This is a genomic window from Paenibacillus sp. BT-177 (genome assembly GCF_025846815.2).
Taxonomy (GTDB): domain Bacteria; phylum Bacillota; class Bacilli; order Paenibacillales; family Paenibacillaceae; genus Paenibacillus; species Paenibacillus polymyxa_C.
Genome location: NZ_JAOYTP010000004.1, coordinates 241,631 through 264,418, shown reverse-complemented (window position 1 = coordinate 264,418; position 22,788 = coordinate 241,631). Strand labels below are relative to the sequence as shown.

Below are 22,788 nucleotides of genomic sequence, written 5' to 3'. Positions count from 1 at the left end.
AAGGGAGGTGAAAAATATATGACCCTTATTTCTCAAAGTGTATCTCTTAGCTCTAGTCAAACAGCTAACAGTACGACAGCATCAACAACAAGTACAGCCACGGCTGCTGGAGCAACCACGGGTGCCTTTAATCAAACACTGACGCAAATGATGACAGGCGGGCAAACGGGCTCAGCAGGAACAGATGCAAATGGTTCTCCATTAGTTATGGTACTACCACTTATTGCAAACGGAGAATCTGCGGAAACTCCAACCGAGCCGCTGGTTGAAACATTAGCTCCTTTGCTGCAAAATCTCGAGAAATTGGATGATCAGGTAGTTGCCGATCCTGCGCTGCTTGCAACTCTGCAATCGTGGATTCAGCAAGTACAACAGTTTTTGCAAGGCAATGGAACAAATCAACAGGCAGATGGTGGGGAAACGGCAGAGGCTACAGGCTTGACAGCTTTGGCAGCTAATCCGGCAACTCTTCGGTTTGCATTGCAGGACGCTTTGTCACAACTTGCCAATGTAGCAGAGCAGGCTTCGGGAGACCAAAAGACTAAGGTGACACAGTTATTACAATCGCTGCAAAGCGCAACGGCTGGGACGGGAGCTATTTCCGATGAGCAATGGCATGGAGTATTGAAAGCTGTGGAACTTGCTGATAGTGGAGATTCACAAGCGGCCCAGCCTTCTGCACAACGAGCAAATGGTACTCAGACGTTAACTGCAGCATCTACAAACAAACAGGTTACTCCTCAGCAGCAAGCAAGTCAGGGTGGAACTAGCCAGCAAGGCTCAGAAGGACAGCGTTCATCAACGAATCTTCTCGTTCAGTCTGCAGTTAAGACGACTGTAACGGATGAAGCGAGTGCATTCGTAGATGCAACTGAGCAAGCGGATTCGACAGCAACTGACAATCAGACTCCAGTGATCACGACTGCGGGACAGCTTTCGGTACAAACGCAAGGAACAACACCTTCGGCTCCGGCTCAACCCGTCGTACATGTACGGCAATTTGCCAAGGAGATGACTGAGTTTGTAGTGCAGAAACTTGATATTGTAAAGCACACTGGTTTGACAGAAGCGACCATCATGCTTCGTCCAGATCATCTGGGCCAGCTGGAGGTTAAGCTAACGATGCAAAACGGTCATCTGGTTGCCCAGTTCATGACTGAGCATAGCGGAGCGAAGGATTTGCTGGAACAGCAAATGTCGCAGTTACGTACGAGTCTTCAGAGCCAAGGTATTCAAGTGGACAAAGTAGAAGTAACGCACAATGAGTCGCTATCTTCCCATATGTATCAGGATGGACGCGGATCTGGAGCTAATCAGCAGCAGCAATCCAACCAACGTTCTAAAGCTCGAGGTAGAGAAGAGAGCGAGGATGCTGTGAAGGTAGCTGAAATGACAGAAGAGCTTCGTAACTGGACAGCAGAACAACGCGCAGATGACATGAATCGGACAGGCTCCTTTACAGCACAAGCGTAATGATGGAGGTGAGAACACAATGACGACTACAGACAACAATGTATCCACCAGTAACGTCTGGCCGAATTACAATGTGAATAATGTCAAAACAGCAAGTGCCAAGGATACTAAAACGATGGGTAAAGATCAATTTTTAAAAATCTTGATCACTCAACTACAAAATCAGGATCCAATGCAGCCTTTGGAGGATAAAGAATTTATCGCCCAAATGGCACAGTTTTCCTCGGTGGAACAACTGATGAACATTTCTACGCAGTTGAATGCATTGGGACAGTCTTTGGGTACAGCTTCTGGTTTGATAGGAAAAGAAGTCAGTTGGATTGAGCCGGGGAAAAAAGATTCCATTACAGGTGAGACAGGCGCAGGTACGGTGAAAAGTGGAATCGTAGATTCCATCGTTATTCGCGACGGTGTGCAGTATGCCAAAATGGGAGCGGCTGAGGTGGCATTAAAAGATGTAACATCAGTAAGCCAGGCTAATACAACGGCTCCTGTTACAGAGACGTCAGATACTTCATCTTCTTCCTCTACTGGAAGCGGTGAGAACTCATGAATGACAGGATAACGGTCGGACGCCTTTTTCCTACCAACGTTCCCCCGGCAGCGATTTCTCAAAACCGATTAAATTCGATAACAAAGGACACCAAACCATTTGGTCAGGTGTTGCAGGAACAGGTGCTCAAGCTCAGCAACCATGCAGCCAAGAGACTGGAGCAGCGAGGAATAGAGTTGAGAAGTGACCAAATGGCGAAAATTAACTCTGCTGTGGATAAGGCTGCTGCCAAAGGCGCTAAAGAATCTTTGATTTTAATGCAGGATATGGCTTTGATTGTTAGTGTGCCTAATCGAACGGTTGTTACTGCGATGGACAAGCAGTCCATGGAGGATAACGTATTTACGCAGATAGATAGTGCTGTAATTATTTCATAAAAAAATATACGAAGTGGCTGGCCCGAATAGGAAAGCCATGAAAAAGCCGCGGATCGACTGATGCGGTCAACTAAGCAAGCAATCAGAGGAGGATTTATACTCAATGTTGAGATCAATGTATTCAGGTGTATCGGGCATGAAGGGCTTTCAAACAAAGCTGGACGTTATCGGTAACAACATTGCAAACGTAAATACTACAGGCTTCAAGTCCAGCCGAGTGATGTTCAAGGATATTTTGAGCCAAACCAGCTCGGGCGCAAGTGCACCTGATGCTACGACAACTGCAGGTCAAAATGCCAAGCAGATAGGTCTAGGGGTGTCCGTCAGCTCGATTGATACGATGCATCTCCCAGGTAGTGCAATGACTACCAATAATCCAACGGATTTGCGGATTAACGGTGACGGTTTTTTCCTGATCAAAATGAATGATGCACAGGAAGTCCCTTATCTGACTCGTGCGGGTGATTTTCACGTAGACGCAAACCGAAATCTGGTGACTTCCGATGGATTTTTTGTAGGGGATGCAGGTGGCGACCCAATCACACTTGCTGACAACGTTACATCGTTCTCCATCTCGCAGGATGGCACGATTGTACAGCAATTAGATGATGGTACAGTAGATAATGGCACGCAAATTGGTATAGCCAGAGTTACTAACCCGGAAGGTTTGGAGAAAATTGGAGGCAGCCTGTATCGTACAACGGTCAACTCCAACATTGATGAACTTGAGCCTGGAGCAGCCAACTCAGAGGGGCGTGGAGCTATCATCGCGGGTCAGCTGGAAATGTCCAACGTTGACTTGACAGGCGAATTTACCGAAATGATCGTAGCTCAGCGTGGATTCCAAGCGAACTCGCGTATCATTACGACTTCGGATGAAGTGCTTCAGGAAGTTGTAAACTTGAAACGATAATCTCATTTAAACGCGGAGGAGTAGAGGCTCCTCCGCACCTATCAGGAGGTTGGTGTTACGATGATCCCGTTAACGCGGCTGAACGGCTCGCCTATGTGGCTTAATGCGCTGCTCATTGAGACTGTGGAGGAAACACCGGATACATACGTCACTTTGGTGACGGGGAAACGGTTGATTGTATTGGAAAAAGCGGCAGATGTCGTCTCCTTGATCAAGGGTTACAGCCGTGAAATCGGCATGCATGCCGCCACGATAAAAGTGCAACAAATGGAGGAAGACGAATGAAGAAGATGCTGCCATGGCTCATTACAATTTTACTCGCGATTACTTTGATTGCAGGCGCGGCCTTTGTACTTATACCAGCGCTTAGCGGGAAGAAGTCGGAAGTCATACCGAATGCGCAAGCCGCTCAAGCAGAACAACTTCCAAGATTGTCAGCAGATGAATTGGTGGAAGTAAGCTCTGAAATTACCGGTATCAAAACAAATTTGGCAGACGCAGATTACATTGTGCAGATGAATCTTGCTTTTCAATTGAACGATGCCAAAGCCAAAGAAGCTTTTGAAAAAATCAAGGACATTAGTATTAAGCCTATCGTTATTCAATTACTTGCAGACACCAAACCTGATGAGCTCAGAACGGCTAAAGGCCGGGATCAGTTCAGTGACAAGCTGACGGATCTCATCAATAAGTCGCTCCCTGAAGGTCACCTGGGGAACGCCAAAATTACAGACTTTTTGCTGGCAGCCATTTGATTCCAGGTGATCTTGTCAGGAACACGTAAGGGGGTGAATAACATTGGTGGATGTACTGTCACAAGGGGAAATTGATGCCCTTTTAGCAGCTCTCTCGTCCGGTGAAATGGATGCGGAAGAACTCAAAAAGGAAGAAACCCAAAAGAAAGTTCGCGCTTATGATTTCAAGAGAGCGCTTAGGTTTTCCAAGGACCATATACGAAGTCTGACGCGGATACACGAGAACTTTGCACGGTATCTGACCACTTATTTTTCAGCACAGCTTCGTACTTTTGTCCAGATTAATGTCGTTCAGGTGGAGCAGCTTCCATATGATGAATTCATTCGCTCCATTCCGAAAATGACCATTCTAAATATTTTTGAAGCTGAACCACTGGAAGGCCGAATGGTGCTTGAGGTTCACCCGAACGTAGCTTATGCCATGCTGGACAGGCTTCTCGGAGGAACAGGTTCGGCACCAACCAAGGTTACCGCGTTGACCGAAATCGAGACGACGATCATGGAGCGAATTTTCAGCCGTACCTTTGATAGCCTGCAAGAGGCTTGGAAAACGGTACTGGACATTGAACCACGTCTAGAGGCTATGGAAACAAATCCGCAGTTCATGCAGATTGTTTCGCCCAATGAGACGATTGCTCTGATTTCGCTTAGCACCAAAATTGGTGATACCACAGGGATGATTAACCTCTGTATCCCGCACGTGGTATTGGAACCTATTATGGCCAGACTGTCCACGCACCAGTGGTTTACATCCGAAAAGAAATCAAGGGCGCCTGAAGAGATAGACGCCTTGAGATTACGGGTCACCAAAGCAGAGCTTCCTATTATTGCGGAGTTGGGTGAATCCCGGATAAATGTAGCTGAGTTTTTGGGCCTTTCGGTAGGGGATGTCATTTCATTGAACAAGCCAGTCAAAGAAGGACTATCCATCCGGGTAGGCGAGAAGTTGAAGTTTATGGGAAGTCCCGGCATGGTAAGAGATCGTGTTGCCGTACAAATTGATGAAATTGTCAACGAAGGAGTTGAAGAAATTGACGAGTAAAGACTATTTGTCCCAGGAGGAAATTGATGCCTTGCTGAAACAGTCTGAAGCGGGGACGGATTCTACTCCCGCAGGCAAGACCGTTGACGATTTTCTGACTTCTCTGGAGCAGGATGCTCTCGGGGAAATCGGTAATATAACGTTCGGCAGCGCAGCTACGGCTCTTTCCACACTGCTCGGTCAAAAGGTGGATATTACGACACCTAAAGTTTCAATTATTACACGTTCTGAATTTGAAACTGCATTTCCAAAGCCGCACGTAGCCGTACATGTAAATTATGTCGATGGATTTGAAGGCATTAACTCGCTTGTAATTAAAAAGCGTGATGCGCAGGTTATAGCGGATTTAATGCTTGGTGGTGAAGGAAATCCGGCAGATGAAGAATTGAATGAAATTCACATCAGTGCCGTGCAGGAAGCGATGAACCAGATGATGGGATCGTCTGCGACCTCTATGTCTACCATGTTTAATCGTTTTGTTAATATCTCTCCACCAGGGATTGATATTTTGGATCCTCTGCACGGTGATGGAGTATCCAGCCTGCCAGATGAAGAGACGCTGATTACAGTATCCTTCCGGTTATTGATTGGAGATCTGATTGACTCTACACTGATGCAACTGTTACCTGTTAATTTCGCCAAAAAGATGGTGAGCATCTTAATGAATGGCGGAGAGGATGACGAGCAACCGCAAGCGTCCGCACAGCAGGCAGCTGCAACAGCTGCTCCTGAAGCGCCGACACAAGCTAGTACTCCGCAGCCACCGTCTGCACCAGCCTACCAACAGCCGCCTGCAGCCGCGCAGGCACCGCAAGATGCAGGCTATGGGCAACAACCGCCGATGTATCCTCAAGACCCGGGATATGGGCAGCAGGGCGCTCCAGGGTATGGAACGCCGGGGTATGGAATGCCAGCAGGTGTGCCGCCGCAAGTGCCTTATGGAACACCTCATCATTACGGGGCTGTACCACCGGGACGTAATGTAAATGTGCAACCTGTACAATTTTCTAACTTGCAGTCCGGTGGATTTCCGCAAGTGGATGAAAATAATTTAAATTTATTGATGGACATTCCCCTTAGAGTCACCGTAGAATTAGGAAGGACCCAAAAGCAAATTAAAGATATTCTAGAGCTCTCACAAGGTTCAATTATTGAACTGGACAAGCTTGCCGGTGAGCCGGTGGACATTATGGTTAACAACAAACTGATTGCCAAGGGCGAGGTTGTCGTAATCGACGAGAACTTTGGCGTGCGTGTAACGGATATTGTAAGCCAATGGGACCGAATTCAAAAATTACAATAAAAGCATAATTTAGGGAGGATTTATTTCAGATGGCAAACCGTATTTTGATCGTGGACGATGCTGCATTTATGAGAATGATGATTCGGGACATCCTGTCCAAAAATGGATTTGAAGTAGTAGGAGAGGCCCAGGATGGATCACAGGCCATTGAAAAATTCAAGGAGCTTCGTCCTGACCTGATTACGATGGATATCACGATGCCTGAGATGGACGGCATTGCCGCTCTGAAGGAAATCAAACAGATTGACCCGAACGCAAAGGTTATCATGTGTTCCGCGATGGGTCAGCAAGCTATGGTAATTGATGCCATTCAAGCTGGCGCAAAAGATTTTATCGTTAAGCCATTCCAATCGGATCGGGTTATCGAAGCCATCAACAAGACACTGGGTGTGTAAGGCGCATCCAGTATGGATACACAACAGGGTGCCTCTGACGCTTTGAGTACATCCAGCAATATAGGAAACATTGCTTGGGTCCTTTTCGTGCTAATCTTTATCATCGTACTGATCGTGTACTTGATACGGTTTTTGAGTAAAAGAAATCAGAGCTGGTTTAGCAACCGCTCCGTTCGCATACTGGGAGGCGTGGGGCTTGGCCCCAATAAATCCCTTCAGCTTGTTGAAGTTGGTAGCAGTGTGTACCTCATTGGTGTGGGAGAAGATATCCGGCTTGTTGACAAAGTATCCGATCCTGAAGAAGTGGAGCAAATTTTGGCCGCACTGGAGCAGGAAGCTTCTCTGCAGCGCGGCCCAATTGCCCCGCTATTCGCTAAAATTGCGGATAAGCTTCGCCGGAACAACGCGGCACAGCAGCAGCAAACTGAAGAGGAAACATCTTTTCATGAGATGTTTGAATCCAAGCTTCGGCAGATGCCGAATCGCAAGGATAAACTTGAAAAGTTGCGCAATGAGGAGAATACTACAGATCGGTCGGGAGATTCATGAGAAAAAAGATTATACTAGCATGTTTGCTGCTTGTCTTGTTCAGCTTCATTTCGGTGACGGCGGCCTCTGCGGAACCGATTCCGAACATTGATATTCAAGTCGGCAATTCGGACAAAGGACAGCCCGGTGCCACCTCGCTGTCTATTATTTTACTTATTACTGTCATTAGTGTAGCGCCCGCGTTGCTTGTACTTATGACAAGTTTTACGCGTATCGTGATTGTACTTGGCTTTGTGCGAACTTCACTGGGAACTCAGCAGATGCCGCCCAATCAGGTGCTTGTTGGACTGGCCTTATTTCTCACCTTATTTATTATGGCGCCGACCTTCTCAGCTATGAACGAAACTGCGCTTCAGCCGTATCTCAAGGGGGATATAACACAGTCTCAGGCACTAGATAAGGCATCAGTACCGATTAAGACTTTTATGTTCTCTCATACACGTGAGAAGGATCTACTACTCTTTATGAAATACACCAAGATGGAAAAACCAAAAAACTATCAAGATATTCCACTAACGGTGATGGTTCCGGCATATGCAATCAGTGAGTTGAAAACAGCATTTCAGATGGGCTTTATGATTTTTATACCCTTTTTAGTTATAGACATTGTAGTGGCGAGTACACTCATGGCTATGGGGATGATGATGCTACCACCGGTAATGATCTCGCTTCCTTTTAAAATACTGCTCTTTGTACTTGTAGATGGTTGGTATTTGGTAGTCAAATCATTACTTCTGAGTTTTAATACATGAATACTTTCTGCAAGGACAGCAATCAAGGAGGACGGCAATGACTTCGGAGTTTATTATTTCCCTGGCTGGGCAAGCGGTGTACATTGTACTCAAGGTGAGTGCTCCGATGCTGATTTTGGGGCTAGTCGTGGGTTTGATCATCAGTATTTTCCAAGCAACAACCCAAATTCAGGAGCAGACACTGGCCTTTGTTCCGAAGATTGTCGCCGTATTGCTGGCATTGCTTTTGTTCGGACCCTGGATATTGACCTCATTAGTGGACTTTACGTATAACATTCTGGACAATTTGTACAAATATATAGGTTAGGCTGAAAGTTATGAACATATTGTTGCAGAGTTTTCCTGTTTTTTTGCTGATTTTTTGTCGGATTACCTCGTTTTTTGTAGTAGCCCCCATTTTTTCAACCCGAGGGGTACCTAATATCTTTAAGGTGGGAATTTCAGGATTTCTAGCTTTGGTCGTGTATCTTACTTATGGTACACATCAACAGGTGCCGACCGATGTAGCGTATGTGCTGTTAGTAGGGCGTGAGGTGCTGATTGGGTTGTTGCTGGGGTTTACTGCATATTTCTTTATGACAGCGATCCAAACTGCAGGTTCTTTTATTGATCTTCAGGTGGGTTTCGGGATGGCCAATGTACTTGATCCTATGACAGGAGCTTCATCGCCTTTGACAGGAAATTTTAAGTTTGCTATAGCTGTATTGTTTTTTTTGAGCATAAACGGGCACCATCATCTGCTAAATGCTATTTTATACAGTTATGATTGGGTACCGCTGACCAATGATTTTTTTATAAAGCTGTATGGTGGCAGTGTAACCGAATTTCTGGTGCGTTCTTTTGCGGAATCATTTATGTTAGCCTTTCAAATTGCTGCTCCTATAGTAGTAGCTACCTTTTTAACGGATGTGGGACTTGGCTTTTTAGCTAAAACAGCACCGCAGTTTAACATTTTTGTCATTGGTGTGCCGCTCAAAATTTTTGTTGGATTGTTCATGTTACTGCTTCTCATGCCAAGTTTTGCTTTTATATTCGAAAGATTGTTTTCTGTGATGTTCGAATCCATGCGCAACTTGTTGGATATTATGGGTAATCGTCCTTAATGTCTGGTCTGGAGGAACGTAGTTTGTCATTTAAATATGCTATGAACCTGCAGTTGTTCTCAGGGGAAAAAACGGAGAAAGCTACACCCAAGAAGAAACAGGATGCAAGACAAAAAGGGCAGGTTGCCAAGAGTATGGAGTTGCCCGCTGCTGGTGTCCTGCTGGTTACGTTTTTTTGCCTCATGATTTTCGGCGGGTATTTTAAGGATCATGCGGTCCGCTTGTTTCGGGATATTTTTGTGAATCGGCTGTCTATGGAAGTAACACCGAATACAACGCTGCTGATGATGGGTGAGTATGGTGTGCAAATCTTAATTATGCTGGCTCCTATTTTTATTGGTGCCATTGTTATCGGGGTAGTGGCAAATTACATGCAGGTCGGTTTTTTATTGGTTGGAGAGGGTATTACACCCAAATTTGGCAAAATTGACCCGATTAAAGGCTTCAAAAATATTTTTGCCATGAGGTCATTGGTTGAATTCCTGAAATCCGTTTTAAAAATGACTGTAATTGGTTATCTGGTGTACAGCGTACTCTGGAAAACAAAGGCTGACCTACCCAAACTAGCTGAAATGTCCGGCGACCAGATGTTGAGTTTTACAGCTTCCTTAACAATGGAACTAGGACTCAAAATTGGTGTGGTGCTGTTCATTTTAGCGATATTGGATTATATGTATCAACGTTATGAGCATGAGAAAAATCTGAAAATGTCCAAACAGGACATCAAGGATGAGTACAAGAAAATGGAGGGTGACCCACTGATCAAAGGGAAAATTCGCGAGCGACAGCGCCGTATGGCTATGCAGCGCATGATGCAGGAGGTTCCTAATGCAGATGTCATCATCACCAACCCTACGCACTTTGCTGTGGCTTTGAAATATGACGGTTCGGAGATGGAAGCGCCGCAGATTATTGCGAAAGGACAAGATTATGTCGCGCTCCGAATTAAGGAAATTGCCAAGCAAAACGGCGTTATAACGATGGAAAACAAGCCGCTGGCGCGGGCGCTGTTTCAAAGAGCCGAAATCGGGGATGCGATACCAGCTGATCTTTTTCAGGCCGTTGCCGAAGTGCTGGCGTATGTATATAAATTAAAAGGTAAAGTGAAATAAAGGGATCGGAGGCCAAGAGACCCGTGAAAATAAAAGATATAACCGTCCTTGCAGGCGTCATCGGTATCGTTCTTATGATGATTCTCCCGATCCCTTCATGGCTGCTGGATGTCCTACTCGTCATTAATATTTCTATTGCTTTAATGATTTTGCTCGTATCAATGAACACGAAGGAAGCTTTACAATTTTCTATCTTTCCTTCATTGCTGCTCATTACAACGTTGTTTCGTTTGGCACTCAACATTTCTACGACCAAACTTATTTTAGGTGAGGGTCATGCCGGCGAAGTAGTTGCTACGTTCGGTAGCTGGATTGCAGGCGGCCAAATTGCCGTCGGCTTTGTTGTCTTTCTCATTCTTGTGGTCGTACAGTTCATTGTTATCACCAAAGGATCGGAGAGGGTAGCAGAAGTGGGCGCCCGGTTTACATTGGATGCGATGCCAGGTAAACAAATGAGTATTGATGCTGATTTGAATGCAGGTCTGATTAATGAGCAACAAGCCCGTGAACGACGTAGTAAAATCGAACGGGAAGCGGATTTTTACGGAGCTATGGATGGTGCGAGTAAATTCGTTAAAGGCGATGCGATCGCTAGTATTATCATTTTGATCATTAACCTGGTGGGCGGCTTTATTATCGGTATGGCCGTTCAGGGAAAAGGATTTCAAGAAGCGCTGTCAACGTATTCTGTTCTCACGATCGGTGATGGATTGGTCAGCCAGATTCCCGCGCTGCTCATATCCACCGCATCAGGCTTGATTGTTACGCGGGCTACGTCGGATGGCAACTTGGCAGAAGATTTAACCGGACAGCTCTTTTCATATCCAAAATTGATCTACATAGTGGCTGCCACCATTGCATTATTGGGCCTTTTCACGCCTATTCATATCATTACGACTCTTCCACTTGCGATTCTATTGTTTTTTGCAGCCCGAAGAATGCAGGGCAATATGGAACGCAAGCAAATTGCTGATGAACAGCTGGAGGAGGAGCAACAAATCGAAGAGGTGCGTAGTCCGGAAAGTGTCATTAACTTGCTTCAAGTAGATCCGATTGAATTTGAATTTGGGTACGGGTTGATTCCGTTGGCGGATACACAGCAAGGCGGTGATTTACTGGATCGGATTATTATGATTCGCCGTCAATGCGCCTTGGAGCTGGGGTTGGTTGTGCCGGTCATTCGTATTCGGGACAACATTCAACTCAAGCCTAACGAATATGTAATTAAAATTAAAGGCAATACGGTAGGCGGCGGAGAACTGTTGTTGAATCATTATCTGGCTATGAGTCCGGGATACGACGACGACTCTATTACAGGGATTGAAACGACAGAACCGGCTTTCGGATTGCCTGCACTCTGGATTGACGAGAACACCAAGGATGTTGCTGAGCTGTCAGGTTATACGGTAGTTGATCCACCTTCAGTTGTAGCTACTCATCTAACAGAGACGATCAAGAAACATGCCCATGAGTTGCTTGGCAGACAGGAAACACGTTCGCTGGTTGACAATCTCAAGGAGAATTACCCAGTGCTGGTGGACGACCTTATTCCTTCTGTGCTTGCGATTGGGGACGTACAAAAAGTGTTGGCCAAGCTGTTGAAAGAAAAAATCTCTATACGCGATATGGTGACTATATTCGAGACACTGGCTGACTATGGTACTTATACAAAAGATCCAGACGTGCTGACTGAATATGTTCGCCAAGCGTTATCACGTCAGATTACGCAGCAATTTGCACAGCAGGGAGAAACGTTGCGCGTTATTACTGTGGGACCAGGATTGGAGAAGAAAATTGCTGAGAGCGTGCAGCAGTCGGAGCAAGGTAGCTATTTGGCTCTTGATCCGGTGTCAACGCAAACGGTGTATCAAAGGATGATGGAGCAAATCAACCGTCTGATTCAATCTGGACAGCAGCCTATTGTGTTAACGTCACCGACAATACGTATGTATTTGCGGCAAGTGATGGAGCGGACGATGCAGGATGTCCCGGTGCTGTCGTACAGTGAGCTGGAGCCGAACGTTGAAATTCAAAGTGTCGGGGTGGTGAACTTATGAGGGTGAAACGATATGTAGTGGATACCATGCCAGAAGCCATGCTGCAAATCAGGGGTGACTTAGGAACAGATGCCGTCATTTTAAGTACAAAGGAAGTGAAGGTCGGCGGTTTTATGGGGATGTTCAGTAAAAAGAAAATTGAAGTGGTTGCTGCAGTTGAGGAGCAGCAACCTCCAAAGCCTCGGCGGGCTGAACGCTCGTCACACCAGCTTGCCCAGGCTTCTTCGCCTCTAATGAACACCCCTGAGAAGCCGGAAAAACCATTACTCCCTGTGGTCCCCAGACAAGCAGCTCCAGAAGCTTATCGACGGGTTACACAACAGATAGCCGGTAGTTCCAAAGAAGGACAAGCTGAATTAACGGTTAATACAGAACAAGCTGCATCAGCAACTGAGCATTTGTCGCCTAGGTCTGCTAATAACCTGGAGACTATATCTCAGGCATTTGATCAAGAAGTATTGCTTTCGAACCTGAAATCATCCAGTGAGCTGCATAAACGGCCAATCGAAGCAAGTGTTCCAGACAAGAGTGGAGCTGAGGAAAATCAGGCTTTGCTTAATGAATTACGGGAAATGAAAGCGATGATGACTCGGTTTTCCAGAAACTCTTCGATGGAAAGTACTTGGCCGGAGGCGCTGCAAGAGATTTGTGAGCATGTGTTGGAACAGGAAGTGGAACGTGATTTACTGGAATATTGGATCGAACAGGTATATGTCCGTCGAAGTGAGCACCCTTTTGCACCTGAAACTTTTGATTGGGAACAAGCCTTTCGTGAGGAAGTGACCAGTTTTATACAGACAAGACTGGATAAAGGAATTTCCCAAGATACCAAAATTGTGTATGTTGCAGGCCCTACCGGAGTAGGAAAAACGACAACCATTGCGAAGTTGGCAGCGGAACAGTTGTTCAAGCATCATCGCAAAGTTGGATTTATTACTTCTGACACGTACCGGATTTCAGCCGTCGAGCAACTGCGTACATATGCTACGATTTTGAATGTACCGCTTGAAGTTGTGCAATCTCCCGGTGACGTCCAAAGGGCTATTCAACGTCTGGAACATTGTGACTTGATCCTCATGGATACCGCGGGACGAAATTATCGTAATGAACTGCTTGTATCAGAACTGCAAAGCCTGCTTTCACCTATTAATGAAAGTGAGACGTATCTGGTACTCAGCCTAACATCCAAAAGTAGGGACATGCTCAATATAACTGGCCATTTCAGTAAGTTTGGTCTTGGTAAGGTTGTATTTACCAAGATGGATGAGACAGGCAGTTATGGCGGAATGTTTAATCTTTTACACCAGTTTCCGATGCAGTTGGCCTATATTACTAATGGACAAAATGTTCCTGACGACCTGCTCCATCCCGATGCAGAAATGGTGACAAATATGCTGCTTGGAGCCCAAGGATCACCAGAAGTTATCGGAGATTCCATATGAGTGATCAAGCCCAATCACTTAGACAGATGGCTCCATCCTTAGAAAAATATCGATTACCCCCGCGTAATCGTCACGCAAAAATTATAACGATTACCAGTGGTAAAGGCGGGGTGGGCAAATCCAATTTTACGCTGAACTTTGCTTTGGCCCTGCAATCTCTTGGTCGAAAGGTACTTGTGTTTGATGCTGACATCGGTATGGCTAATATTGATGTGTTGATGGGGGCCCACTCACAATACAATCTTCTTCATCTGTTAAAACGTGAAAAATCCATTGATGAAATTATTCAAACGGGTATAGGTGGTTTGCCTTATATTGCCGGAGGTTCAGGCTTAAGCGAACTGTTTGCCTTATCAGATGAGAATCTGAATTATTTTGCCGAAGAAGTAGAAAAAATGGCAGCAGACATGGATTATATCCTTTTTGATACAGGTGCAGGTTTATCCAAGGAAAATCTTAAATTTATCACTTCAGCTGACGAATGTATGGTAGTAACCACCCCAGAGCCGACGTCCTTAACAGATGCGTATGCACTAATTAAAGTCGTAAACGGGTTGCAGAAAGATACGGTATTCAAAATTATAGTCAATCGTGCCGATAACGATAATGAGGCCCGTCAAGTTGCTGATAAGATCGCACTAGTTGCGAAACGCTTTTTGGAGATCGAAATCCCGCTGCTTGGACATATCAGTGACGATACTCATGTCATGCAGGCAGTCAAAAGACAAGTACCTTTTATGGTTGCTTTTCCGGGATGTACGGCTTCAAGAGATGTACTGAATCTGGCACACCGTTTTGCAGCAATGCCACAGGTTCCACAATCAGGTGCATTGAGTGGAATTAAAGGATTTATGCAAAAATGGTTGCGGCGTTCTATGCATTGATTTTTGATGAGAGGAAACAGGGGTGTTTAACATGTGTGCTTACCGGGTGCTGGTTGTAGATGATTCGGCCTTTATGCGCAAAATTATTACAGATCTAATTGTAAGGGATGAGTCGTTCAACATCGTAGGTACAGCCGCCAATGGCAGAGAGGCTGTAGAGAAAGTGAAAGAATTGCAGCCTGATTTGGTCACCATGGATGTCGAAATGCCTGAAATGAATGGTCTTGAAGCGTTGCCACTGATTATGGCAGCCCATCCGCTACCTGTCATTATGCTGTCAGGCATCAATGAACAAGGCATGAAGGAGACCATCATGGCTTTGGAGGCAGGGGCTTTCGATTTTATAAGAAAGCCTTCCATTGCTCATGCGCAAGATATTGAGCAGGTGAGCAAGGCATTGCTCGAACAGATGCATACTGCTATGCAAGCAGTACGCAGCCGCTTGGAGCGCAAGGAAGCTAATGAACGCAAAGCTGCATTGGAACAAGCGAAAAAAACGCCAATGGAAAAGCCACCTGGACAGGCTGTGACTGAGAAACGAGCTGGAAGTCAAGCTTCTGCAGACAAGCCTCCTGTTGTTCCGCTTGCTTCTCCACCTGCTGCATCGGCTCGGCCAAAGAAAGATGCTGGGAAGTCCGTCCCAACAGCTGCCAAGCAGGAAACTAAAAAACAGCTGTCTGGAACAGCTGCTACAGCTGATCGCATAGACAAGCCAGCTGTTCAGCCAAGGAAACCAGTGCAAGCACCTCATGTGCAGAAGAAAGAAGACTTGTCCATGGGTACGGGAATAACGTCGGGACAACTGAAGAGCTCTGATCCGACCGCTGGCAAATCGATGCAGGGTAAGGATAAAGCAGGATTGGTCAAGCCGGAATCACGGAAGACGGTAACTTCATCAGCTTCTTCCACTCCTGCGGCTACAACGCCTCCGGTAACAGCACCTACAGCTCCAGCCGCACCAAAGGGATTGTCACTTAAAAAAGGTGTGCACACGTCCAGCTTTCGAAAACTGGTGGCGGTCGGATGTTCTACGGGCGGACCACGGGCGCTGAAGACGCTGTTGGAGCGCATTCCTGGGGATTTTCCAGCTCCAATCGTTATCGTTCAGCATATGCCGCCAAACTTCACTCGTTCGCTAGCCCAACGGTTGAATACGTTGAGTCCACTTCGAGTGATGGAGGCTGAGCAGGGGATGACGCTGGAGACGGGAACAGCCTACATCGCTCCAGGGGGATATCAGCTAAGAATTGTGCCTGGAGCCGGTGGTAAATACACTGTGTCACTGAAGATGGAGGAGGCTCGCAATGGTCACCGTCCTTCCGTAGATACGATGTTCGAATCACTGCTCTCGTTAACCTCACTGGAAAGACATCTAGTATTGCTTACTGGAATGGGGAGCGACGGGGCTAAAATGATGAAAAAGCTTTATGACGCTGGGGTTCAATCCACATTTGCTGAAAATGAGGAGACTTGTGTAGTGTACGGAATGCCCCGCTCAGCAGTTGAATTAAAATGTGTGCGCCACCTTCTGCCAATGCAGGAGATCGCCCCCAAGCTTGTACAAGTTGTGAAATAATCGGAGTGTAACTCATGGAGGAGGTGTCTCACAATGGACATGAACCAATATTTAAACATGTTTATTGATGAGTCGAATGATCATCTGCAATCTCTTAACGAAAATATGCTTCAACTGGAAAGCAACCCAACCGATCTAGGCATCGTTCAGGTGATTTTCCGTTCTGCCCATACCCTCAAAGGAATGGCTGCTACGATGGGGTTTGAAGACCTGGCATCGCTCACTCACCAAATGGAAAACGTTCTTGATCTGGTACGTAACAACAAGCTGGCGATGCATGAATTTATATTCGATACCTTATTTAAAGGTTTGGATGCCCTGGAATCCATGGTGCAGCACATTACAGAGGGGGGCGATGGAAAAGCGGATGTCTCCTCTATTGTATCTTCATTACAATCCATCGTGAGCGGGGATTTCCTTAAGTCCGGCTCAAATGCCGCCACTGAGGAGTCTCCTTCTACAAAAGCGGGCACTAACGATAGTGCTGGATTGGTTTTGGACCAATTCCAGTATTCTGTACTGGAGCAATCGATTTCAGAAGGGCATCGTGTTCACTATATACAGGTAACAATCAGTTCAGAGAGCCAGCTGAAGGCAGCACGTGCCTTTATGGTATTTAACGCATTGGAAAACTCTGGTGAAATTGTCAAGGCCTATCCATCCGTACAGGATATCGAGCAGGAAAAATTCGAACAAAGCTTCTCGTTATATTACATAACGCAGAAAGAAGTTGGGGAGCTGGAAAAGGAAATCGCGGGTATCTCTGAAATTGACACTGTCTCAGTGGTACAACTGGATCAGGAATCCCTTAAACAAATGAGCGAAGTTACTGCTGGACTCGCTGAGACAGCGGCGGTACAGGAAGCACCAGTTGCCATGCAGCCAACCGCTCCATCCCAGCCGCAGTCTTCAGCTGCGGCCTCTGTCGCCAAGCCAGCTGCAGGTAAAGCGCCAGCAGCCAAGGCGGCTGCTCCTACGCACAACCGTACGATTCGCGTAGATATTGAACGTCTGGATGTACTTATGAATTTATTCAGCGAGTTGCTCATTGACCGTGTGCGTTTAGAACAGTTAGCCAGTGAGGCTTCCAATCCAGCACTGACAGAAACGGTTGAGCATATGAGTCGTGTGAGCAGTGATTTGCAAAATGTTGTTCTTAAATTGCGGATGGTACCTGTAGATACTGTTTTCAACCGTTTCCCGCGTATGGTTCGCGATCTGGCCAAGTCGCTGGATAAAAAACTGGAATTGGTTATTACTGGAGCAGAGACTGAAATGGATCGGACTGTTATCGACGAAATTGGCGATCCTCTGGTGCATTTGCTTCGTAACTCCGTGGATCATGGCATCGAGTCAGTGGCCGACCGGATTGCAGCTGGCAAACCAGAAACTGGAACGGTTCAACTGCGTGCTTTTCATAGCGGTAATAACGTATTTATCGAGATTGAGGATGATGGGAACGGGATTAACCGTGAAAAGGTACTAAACAGTGCTATTTCCAAAGGGATTTTGACAGTAGAACAAGCAGCTTCAATGACCGACGAGGAAGCTTATCAAGTATTGTTTGCTCCAGGCTTTAGTACAGCTGCAGTCATTTCAGACGTATCAGGACGCGGTGTCGGTCTGGATGTTGTTAAATCCAAAATCACTGCTTTGGGTGGTAATGTTACGGTTCACTCCACATTGGGCCAGGGCACTAATTTCTCTGTACAATTGCCGCTGACTCTATCCATTATTGCAGCCATGATGATACAGATCGGTTCTGAAAAATATGCGATTCCTTTATCTTCCATTGTGGAAACTGCGATCGTCAAACGTAAGCAAATCCGTTCTGTGCATGGCAATAAGATGATTGCTTTCCGCGATTCTCATATCCCGCTTATCTCCTTGAGTCAGCTTTTTGAGGTACCGGACTTCAACGAAGATGAAGAAGAAGAGACAGAGGTCGTGGTCATCCGTAAGGGAGACCGTCTGGCAGCTCTTTCCGTACAGGACTTTTTGGGACAAAGTGAAATCGTCCTTAAAAATCTGGGCAAGTATCTTCCAAACATCCAAGGAATTTCAGGTGCTACGATTCTGGGTGACGGTCAGGTTGCTTTGATCATTGACCCGAATGTTTTCATTAAATAATGTCTTCATTAAAAATGAAAGAAATGTGAGATTGCTGACATCAATAAGGAGGGTTTTTAGACATGGGAGAAGAAATTAAAGTTATCGTATTTAAGCTTGGTGAAGAAGAATACGGTGTTGAAGTAGAAAAAGTCCAATCTATTGAACGCATGGTGCCGATTACACGAGTTCCGAGAACTTACGATTTTGTTAAAGGCGTATTCAACATGAGAGGCGTGGTTATTCCGGTTATTGATCTTCGTGGCCGTTTTGGATTACCTGAAGCTGAATATACCGATCAAACCCGTATTATTATCGTTGCTGTGGGCGAAATGCAAGTCGGCTTTATCGTGGATTCAGCGAATGATGTAATTGACCTGAATACTGACAACATTGAGACACCACCGGAAGTGGTTGGCGGAGTTAAGGCGAAATACCTTCGCGGAGTTGCTAAAATTGGTGAAGAACGCCTGTTGATTATGCTGAACTTGTCCGAAGTTTTGAACCGTAGCGAAATGAACCAACTGGAAGGTTTAGAGGATTAATATATGGAAAATTTAGGAAATCTTGAAGACTTCAAGTTGGATGTTTTGAAAGAAGTCGGCAACATTGGCTCGGGGAACGCTGCTACAGCGCTCTCCCGGCTTCTCAATAAACCAGTCGATATGGGTGTACCCAAAGTGCAAATGCTGCCCTTTGAGGAAATTGCGGACAAAGTCGGCGGAAATGAACAACTTGTTGTTGCAATATTTTTTAGAGTCGAAGGGGAAGCCCCTGGTAATCTATTCTTCATATTGCAACCTCAGGCGGCGAAAAGCTTACTTTCCCGTTTGGCGAATATTCCTTCGGATGACGAGGATAGCTTTAACGAAATGGAGCATTCAGCTCTGTCGGAGATCGGTAACATTTTAGCAGGCTCCTACCTTTCTTCGTTGGCGGATTTCACACGTTTATCCATGTATCCAACAGTCCCTGCGCTGGCACTGGATATGGCAGGAGCCATTCTCAGCTACGGACTGCTGCAGTTTGGGCAGATGGGGGATGCTGCTTTATTGATTGACACATCGTTTCTGGAAGGGCAGAATCAGATTGAGGGTCAATTTTTCCTGATTCCTGATCCAGAATCGTTCGGGAAAATCTTTAGGTCGTTAGGAGTCCCGATGAACGATGATTGAGGATAAAAGCATCATTAAAGTCGGCATGGCAGATTTAAATGTTACCAGCAACCCGAACTCGATTCGCACGACAGGACTTGGCTCCTGCGTCGGATTGACCCTCTATGATCCTCATTTGAAACTGGCAGGCATGGCACATGTGATGTTACCGTCCTCGGATATTGCGCGTGAAGGGCAGTTGAATATTGCCAAATATGCAGATACAGCACTGCCAGAGTTGTTGGAGCGAATGTTGAAACTGGGTGCTGAACGGCGCAGACTGATTGCCAAAATGGCAGGAGGAGCGCAAATGTTTGCCTTTGCGGGTAGCGGAGACACCATGCGGATTGGCCCGCGCAATGTAGAATCGTGCAAGGAAATGCTTGTAGATCTGGGCATTCCTTTAATTGCGGAAGATACGGGTGGCAATTATGGACGAACGATTGAGTTAAACTCTGAAACTGGCGTTTTGAATATTCGAAGCGTACAAAAAGGTGTAAAGGAATTATAAACATGTTATTTGGTAGCTTACGCATTAATCTTTGGTCTGGAGTAGTCGGATTTATTCTGACTTTTGTGTTGTCCGTTGGCAGCAATCTGCTGACCACGAGCTTAATTCGTGGCTTAATCGCCTTCGTTTTTTGGTTCCTACTTGCATTTGTGCTGCGCTGGACACTGGGTGTGGTAGCGCGGCCAGATCTGGGTAATGCCCAAGATCGGGCAAGCTCTCAGGTAGATGGCGTAGGGGGAAATCTGGACTTGACGACACCAGACGAAAATGAAAACCTGAATGAATTGCTGAAACCGAAACCAGAGCAGACGGACGAGGGGAATAATGGTTTTGCACCTTTAAACCCACCCAAGCTGGTTTCCAACAAGGACCCTGAAGAATTGGCCAAGGCCGTTCGTCACCTGACAGACAAATAAGGAGGGTGAAGCCGATGAACGAGCGAAAAGCCGCTCATTTGAACCATTCCGACCTGTGGGAGCAATGGAAAGAACACGGTGACAAGGAAGCGAAGAAACAGTTAATTGAAAAGTATCTTCATATTGTGGAGTATGTGTCGGGTCGTCTTGCAGTAGGCTTACCTAAAAATGTATCCAAGGATGATCTGGCGAGCAACGGTGTTATGGGTTTGATTGATGCTTTAGAGAAATTTGATTATGAGCGTGGTTTGCAGTTTGAGACTTATGCTTCTTGGCGTGTTCGTGGAGCAATTTTGGATGGCCTTCGTCAAGGAGATTGGGTTCCTCGTTCAGTTAGGGAAAAAGCGAAAAAAATCGAAGACGCCTACCAGCATCTAGAACAAAGATATTTACGCACAGTAAGCGACGAAGAGATGAGTCATTATTTGGACGTCTCCGAGAAAGAGTTTCAAAGTATGATCCAGGAGGTCGCCGTGATGTCGATTGTTTCATTGGAGGACCCGATCCGCGAAGAAGAGTCGGAAACACGGCTTTCCCTGTTGGTGGACGAAAAGGCGAAAAATCCGGACCATAAGGTCAATGAATTCACACTTCGTGATGCCTTGGCACAAGGCATTGATAAATTAACTGAAAAAGAGCGTATCGTTGTTTCTTTATTGTATTACGAGGATCTGTCACTCAGCGAAATTGCTGAGGTCATGTCACTTTCTCCTTCGCGAATTTCTCAGTTGCATTCCAAAGCAATATTACGTCTGAGAGCGACACTGGACAAACAACGGGATTTGCTAATGCGTAAAGATTAACGTACGGGAGGTTACAGTAACAGTTAGACGGAAGGAGCACCCATGTGGAGAAGCAGTATGCTTTGGATCAGTTTTTAAAAGTGATTGTCTCACCTGACAAACAATCCGCCTACTTGGAGTTTGCCAAACGTGAAGAAGGCTTTGCCTGTTCTGTGGAAGAATTAGAACGTTTTCTAAGCAACCAAAAAATATCCTACGGTGTAATTACCGATGCAATTTGCACATTTGCGGCAAATCCGGAAGATCATTTCTTCGGGAAATTACTGATTGCACAGGGAAAGCAGCCGATCCACGGTACAGACGGAAAAATTAATCTGGCCGATATTGTGACCGGTGAAGATGCACATAAGCCACTTGAAACTGTGGATGGACGGGTAGATTATAAAGAATTAACTCGTTTAAGAAATGTAAAACGTGGACAACTGATTGCCGAACGGGTGGATCCTCTGCCAGGTGTACCAGGAATTGCTGTAACCGGAGAGGAAATTCCTTTTCTTCCAGGTAAAGAGGCACGTTTTAAAGTTGGCAAAAATGTAGTGATCCATCCGGAAGGCGTTGCGATGTATGCGGCTATTGATGGTTTAGTGACTACAACTGAAAAGGGCAAGCTTAATGTGTTCCCTGTGTATGAAGTGAACGGGGATGTCGATTATAGCGTCGGTAACATTGATTTTGTTGGAACCGTCGTCATTCGCGGGAATGTCTTGACAGGTTTTCGCGTTCGGGCGGCTGGTGACATTCGTGTCATTGGCGGTGTGGAAGGCGCTGAAATTGAGGCGGATGGCTCAGTGGAAATCAGCGGGGGGATTATCGGATACCATAAAGGATTCGTGAAAGCTGCACAAAATGTGAAATGCTCGTTTATACAAGATGGTAACGTGATCGCGGGAGCCGATGTACTTGTATCCCAGAGTATCATGCATTCCCAGATCAAAGCGAGTAATAATGTAATCTGCGAAGGGACAAAAGGGCTTATCGTAGGTGGCAGTGTACAAGCTGGTAAAAAGGTAGTGGCTCGTACCGTCGGTAATACGATGTCCACAGCTACCAATATCGAAGTGGGTGTGCTTCCCGAACTGCGTGATGAGCTGACAGAACTCCGCGCACGATTGAAGCAGCAGACAGACAGCCAGGATAAAACGAACAAGGCTCTCACAATATTGGATCAGCTAGCGGCTGCCGGTCAGCTCGCACCTGATAGAATGGCTATGCGAATCAAGCTGACATCTACTAAAAAATCCAATGAACAGGAACTTTTGGAAACCAAGTCCAGAATGCTTGAAATAGAACGAACTTTAGAAGATACGAGCCGCGCCCGGGTAGAAGTGAAAAATGTGATTTATGGTGGCTCTAAGATAGTTATCGGCAGATATACAAAATTTATTAAAGATTCTTTGGAAAGAATGGCGTTTTATTACCATGAGGGAGATATCAGCATGTCCTCCTACATGTAATTCATTACACTGATAATAATTCAATTTATTATATTTCTTGGTAGTCTGATACGGA

At 45.9% G+C, this 22,788-nt stretch carries 25 protein-coding genes; all 25 read left to right on the top strand.

Annotated elements, in window-relative coordinates:
- Positions 1-18 precede the first annotated feature (18 nt).
- Positions 19-1,473: a flagellar hook-length control protein FliK gene (locus OIU26_RS14755; RefSeq protein ID WP_264217247.1), complete on the top strand. Its 1,455-nt coding sequence runs from the start codon at positions 19-21 to the stop codon at positions 1,471-1,473.
- Positions 1,474-1,492: 19 nt separating this feature from the next.
- Complete coding sequence (locus OIU26_RS14750; RefSeq protein WP_013370680.1) at positions 1,493-2,026, top strand: flagellar hook capping FlgD N-terminal domain-containing protein; 534 nt, start codon at positions 1,493-1,495, stop codon at positions 2,024-2,026.
- The gene (locus OIU26_RS14745; protein WP_264217246.1) at positions 2,023-2,403 is read left to right on the top strand and encodes a TIGR02530 family flagellar biosynthesis protein; all 381 of its coding nucleotides are present in this window, start codon (positions 2,023-2,025) and stop codon (positions 2,401-2,403) included. Before OIU26_RS14750 ends, OIU26_RS14745 begins: the two co-directional genes overlap by 4 nt.
- 103 nt (positions 2,404-2,506) lie before the next feature.
- Positions 2,507-3,316, top strand: coding sequence for a flagellar basal body rod protein FlgG (flgG, locus tag OIU26_RS14740; RefSeq protein ID WP_264217245.1), 810 nt, complete (start codon positions 2,507-2,509; stop codon positions 3,314-3,316).
- Between the two features lie 60 nt (positions 3,317-3,376).
- Positions 3,377-3,601, top strand: a complete 225-nt coding sequence (locus tag OIU26_RS14735) for a flagellar FlbD family protein (protein ID WP_013309896.1) — start codon at positions 3,377-3,379, stop codon at positions 3,599-3,601.
- The gene (locus OIU26_RS14730; RefSeq protein ID WP_013370684.1) at positions 3,598-4,071 is read left to right on the top strand and encodes a flagellar basal body-associated FliL family protein; all 474 of its coding nucleotides are present in this window, start codon (positions 3,598-3,600) and stop codon (positions 4,069-4,071) included. The genes OIU26_RS14735 and OIU26_RS14730 overlap by 4 nt, the downstream gene beginning before the upstream one ends.
- Before the next feature lie 43 nt (positions 4,072-4,114).
- Positions 4,115-5,113, top strand: a complete 999-nt coding sequence (gene fliM / locus OIU26_RS14725) for a flagellar motor switch protein FliM (RefSeq protein WP_013370685.1) — start codon at positions 4,115-4,117, stop codon at positions 5,111-5,113.
- Positions 5,103-6,416 carry a flagellar motor switch phosphatase FliY gene (gene fliY / locus OIU26_RS14720; RefSeq protein ID WP_013370686.1) on the top strand — a complete coding sequence of 438 codons (1,314 nt, stop codon included), beginning with the start codon at positions 5,103-5,105 and terminating at the stop codon, positions 6,414-6,416. The genes fliM and fliY overlap by 11 nt, the downstream gene beginning before the upstream one ends.
- Before the next feature lie 29 nt (positions 6,417-6,445).
- A complete protein-coding gene (locus OIU26_RS14715) occupies positions 6,446-6,811 on the top strand; it encodes a response regulator (protein WP_013370687.1) in 366 nt (121 codons plus the stop codon).
- A 12-nt stretch (positions 6,812-6,823) separates the two neighbouring features.
- Positions 6,824-7,360 carry a flagellar biosynthetic protein FliO gene (locus tag OIU26_RS14710; RefSeq protein WP_025677629.1) on the top strand — a complete coding sequence of 179 codons (537 nt, stop codon included), beginning with the start codon at positions 6,824-6,826 and terminating at the stop codon, positions 7,358-7,360.
- The gene (gene fliP, locus OIU26_RS14705) at positions 7,357-8,112 is read left to right on the top strand and encodes a flagellar type III secretion system pore protein FliP (RefSeq protein WP_016820959.1); all 756 of its coding nucleotides are present in this window, start codon (positions 7,357-7,359) and stop codon (positions 8,110-8,112) included. The genes OIU26_RS14710 and fliP overlap by 4 nt, the downstream gene beginning before the upstream one ends.
- 37 nt (positions 8,113-8,149) lie before the next feature.
- The gene (gene fliQ, locus OIU26_RS14700) at positions 8,150-8,419 is read left to right on the top strand and encodes a flagellar biosynthesis protein FliQ (RefSeq protein WP_016820960.1); all 270 of its coding nucleotides are present in this window, start codon (positions 8,150-8,152) and stop codon (positions 8,417-8,419) included.
- A 10-nt stretch (positions 8,420-8,429) separates the two neighbouring features.
- Entirely contained in the window at positions 8,430-9,215 is a 786-nt protein-coding gene (gene fliR, locus OIU26_RS14695; RefSeq protein WP_025677630.1) for a flagellar biosynthetic protein FliR, read from the top strand.
- Entirely contained in the window at positions 9,215-10,327 is a 1,113-nt protein-coding gene (gene flhB, locus OIU26_RS14690) for a flagellar biosynthesis protein FlhB (protein ID WP_264217244.1), read from the top strand. Before fliR ends, flhB begins: the two co-directional genes overlap by 1 nt.
- A gap of 23 nt (positions 10,328-10,350) precedes the next feature.
- The gene (gene flhA / locus OIU26_RS14685; RefSeq protein WP_040101567.1) at positions 10,351-12,384 is read left to right on the top strand and encodes a flagellar biosynthesis protein FlhA; all 2,034 of its coding nucleotides are present in this window, start codon (positions 10,351-10,353) and stop codon (positions 12,382-12,384) included.
- Entirely contained in the window at positions 12,381-13,826 is a 1,446-nt protein-coding gene (flhF, locus tag OIU26_RS14680; protein WP_264217243.1) for a flagellar biosynthesis protein FlhF, read from the top strand. Before flhA ends, flhF begins: the two co-directional genes overlap by 4 nt.
- Positions 13,823-14,710, top strand: coding sequence for a MinD/ParA family protein (locus tag OIU26_RS14675; RefSeq protein ID WP_264217242.1), 888 nt, complete (start codon positions 13,823-13,825; stop codon positions 14,708-14,710). The genes flhF and OIU26_RS14675 overlap by 4 nt, the downstream gene beginning before the upstream one ends.
- A 31-nt stretch (positions 14,711-14,741) precedes the next feature.
- Positions 14,742-16,286, top strand: a complete 1,545-nt coding sequence (locus OIU26_RS14670; protein ID WP_264217241.1) for a chemotaxis protein CheB — start codon at positions 14,742-14,744, stop codon at positions 16,284-16,286.
- A gap of 33 nt (positions 16,287-16,319) precedes the next feature.
- The gene (locus tag OIU26_RS14665; RefSeq protein WP_264217240.1) at positions 16,320-18,416 is read left to right on the top strand and encodes a chemotaxis protein CheA; all 2,097 of its coding nucleotides are present in this window, start codon (positions 16,320-16,322) and stop codon (positions 18,414-18,416) included.
- Positions 18,417-18,478: 62 nt separating this feature from the next.
- On the top strand, positions 18,479-18,940 hold the full coding sequence (locus OIU26_RS14660; protein ID WP_013370696.1) for a chemotaxis protein CheW: 462 nt from the start codon (positions 18,479-18,481) through the stop codon (positions 18,938-18,940).
- 3 nt (positions 18,941-18,943) lie between these two features.
- A complete protein-coding gene (locus OIU26_RS14655) occupies positions 18,944-19,570 on the top strand; it encodes a chemotaxis protein CheC (RefSeq protein ID WP_013309909.1) in 627 nt (208 codons plus the stop codon).
- Positions 19,563-20,060 (top strand): chemotaxis protein CheD, encoded by a 498-nt coding sequence (locus OIU26_RS14650; protein WP_013370698.1) that lies wholly within the window; start codon positions 19,563-19,565, stop codon positions 20,058-20,060. The genes OIU26_RS14655 and OIU26_RS14650 overlap by 8 nt, the downstream gene beginning before the upstream one ends.
- 2 nt (positions 20,061-20,062) lie before the next feature.
- A complete protein-coding gene (locus tag OIU26_RS14645) occupies positions 20,063-20,476 on the top strand; it encodes a hypothetical protein (RefSeq protein WP_013370699.1) in 414 nt (137 codons plus the stop codon).
- 14 nt (positions 20,477-20,490) lie between these two features.
- A complete protein-coding gene (locus OIU26_RS14640; protein WP_025677638.1) occupies positions 20,491-21,279 on the top strand; it encodes a FliA/WhiG family RNA polymerase sigma factor in 789 nt (262 codons plus the stop codon).
- 44 nt (positions 21,280-21,323) lie between these two features.
- Entirely contained in the window at positions 21,324-22,733 is a 1,410-nt protein-coding gene (locus tag OIU26_RS14635) for a FapA family protein (protein ID WP_264217239.1), read from the top strand.
- The last annotated feature ends 55 nt before the right edge of the window (positions 22,734-22,788 follow it).